The 2380-nt window shown below is 66.0% G+C and carries 2 protein-coding genes and 1 pseudogene; 1 reads left to right on the plus strand and 2 read right to left on the minus strand.

The features are described 5' to 3' along the window. Positions 1–425 (minus strand): annotated as a pseudogene (locus ABZU75_RS46185) (glycosyl transferase); the annotation flags it as partial. A gap of 592 nt (positions 426–1017) precedes the next feature. Here ABZU75_RS46185 and ABZU75_RS46190 point away from each other — a divergent pair. After that, positions 1018–1731, plus strand: coding sequence for a class I SAM-dependent methyltransferase (locus ABZU75_RS46190; protein WP_355569871.1), 714 nt, complete (start codon positions 1018–1020; stop codon positions 1729–1731). Positions 1732–1793: 62 nt separating this feature from the next. On the opposite strand, the gene ABZU75_RS46195 is transcribed toward ABZU75_RS46190, so the two are convergent. Continuing rightward, the coding region (locus ABZU75_RS46195; protein ID WP_355569874.1) for a nucleotide disphospho-sugar-binding domain-containing protein at positions 1794–2380 on the minus strand (587 nt) is incomplete at its 5' end.

Genomic DNA, 2380 nt, shown 5'->3' on the forward strand with positions numbered 1-2380 from the left:
ATCGCTCCGGCGTAGGTGGTGGCCTCCCAGATGACCAGGTCGGGCCGCCAGTGCCGGGCGAAGTCCACCAGATCGGCGACCATCGGAAAGTTGTCCGGTTTGTGCCAGCGATACAGGAGACTTGCGTAGCCGTCCTGCATCGCCTGCCAGTCGAGGGCCGCGGGGTCCGTCACCGCCGCGTCATAGGGTGCGGGCAGCCCGGCCCGTTCAGCCTCGGCCTGCTCGGCGTGCGCCTCGACTATCCGCCAGGTGGTGTGGTTCCGGCCGACCGGCGCCGCGGTGAGGCCCGCCTGGGTGACCGCGTCGGCGAAGGAGGGCTGGCTGGCGACGCGGACCTCGTGACCGGCGGTGCGCAGCGCCCAGGCCAGCGGCACCATCGTCTGGAAGATGGTCTTGCTCTGGTAGGTGGCCAGCAGGACGCGCATCGTGTCGTTTCTCCTCAGCGGTGTTCGGCAGGTCGTCCCGGCACCGCGCACCGCCCGGTCAGTGCGTGGAAACGCGCCGGAACCAGCGCACGGTAATACGCGGAAGTAGCACCCAGGAATTCAATGCTAAATATGTCGACGGGCTGAGCCGGCCCCGCTGGGCAGCGTAGCCGATGGGGAAGTACGTCGCCCATATCCAGGTCAGCGTGATCCTTCCGGTCCGGGCTCCGGCGGTAATTCGTGCAGGTCTCATGATTGCCTGCGGAAATGCGGGCGATCCGGCGGGCCGCCTTTTCTCGGCACAGCCCGGTACGGATGGTGGGGTATGGCCTGTCCCGCTGGCGGGACGGCTCCCCAAATCCCGGCTCTCGGCCCCGGGGTTTCCTCGTGACCGGGACGCTGATTTTCCAGAAGAGGGTCTGTAGAATGCCCGATACGATCTAGTTTATCTCGGGCATGGCTGCGGAGTCGCGCCGTGGAGCTTTAGCCGTGCCGGTCGCTCATGTTCTGCTCCGCCGAGAGCTGCGCCGATCTGAAATGCGGTGATAGAAAGATGTACAGGGATCGCTACGTTGAGATCTATGACCTGCTCATGCGTAACCGAAAGAAGGGTTACGCCGACCAGTCGGCAGAGGTGGCACGGATAGTACGTCGGCGAAATCCGTTTGCTTCGTCCTTGCTCGATGTGGCCTGTGGGACCGGTCTGCATTTGCAGTTCTTCGTGAAACTGTTCGATCGAACCGTGGGGCTGGACGTCTCGGCGGACATGCTGAGATTCAGCCAAGCGAAGATTCCGGGGATTGAGGTGCGATGCGCGGATATGCGGGAATTCAAGCTGGGAGAGCTGTTCGACGCGATCACATGTATGTTCGCGATTCCGCACCTGCAGTCGGTGGCCGAGCTCGAAACGACGATCGAGTGTTTCGTGCGTCACCTGGCGCCGGGAGGGGTCGTGATCATCGAGCCGTGGTTCAGCCCGGATGAGTTCATTCCCGGACACGCGGCCACCGATCTCATCAAGGACGACTCAAGGACGATTTTCCGGGCCTCCCATTCCGTCCGTCACCCCGGCGACGGTAACCGGATTCAGATGGTGGTGCACTCTGTCGAGGTCGACCCCGCCTCCGGAATTCACCATTCCACCGATACGCTCCTCATGACGCTGTTCACCCGAGAGCAGTACGAAACGGCCTTTGCGAAGGCCGGCTGCGATGCCGAATACCTGCGGGACGACCGTTTCGAACGGGGCCTGTGGGTCGCCCGGCGTGCTGCTTCCGGAGGGAAGGACGCGCGGGTGGACGATTGACCGTGGGGCCGGCCAGGAGCCCGGCAGCGTCCCCGGGCGGGACGCACCCCGGTCACCTCCCCTCAGCGGTGTTTGGCGGTGAGTTCTTCCAGCTGCGGGACGAGCTGGTTGGGGGTGGGCAGCGCGTGGATCTCGTCGCGCAGGTCGGCGGCGCACCGGTGGAAGGCCGGCTCGTTCAGCAGGCGCAGCAGGTTGTCGCGGACGGCCTGGCCGGTGACCTGGCTGGTGTGGATCTCCAGTCCGGCGCCGTGTTCGGCGAGCTTGCGGGCCAGGATCGGCTGGTCGTAGTGGTAGTGCAGGGACAGGTGGGGGACCGGGTGCAGGGCGGTGGTGGCCAGGGTGGCGGCGCCGGCGTGGTGGATGACGGCCGAGCAGGTGGGGACCATGGCCTGCCAGGGCACGTAGGGGACCAGGCGGGCGTTGCCGGGGACGCGGGCGAGCTTTCTCTGTTCGGATTCGGCGACGGTGGCGACGAGTTCGATGTCGAGGTCGGCCAGCGCGTCGAGGATGTCCTGCATGTCGACGTTGTAGCCGTTGTAGACCTCGGTCGCGTCCAGGCCCATGGTGAGGCCGACGCGTGGTCGCCGGGGTGGGGTGCGCAGCCAGTCGGGCACGACGGCGGGGCCGCCGTAGGGGACGTAGCGCATGC

Origin of the sequence: Streptosporangium sp. NPDC005286 (genome assembly GCF_040607515.1) — a bacterium.
In the GTDB taxonomy this organism is placed as follows: domain Bacteria; phylum Actinomycetota; class Actinomycetes; order Streptosporangiales; family Streptosporangiaceae; genus Streptosporangium.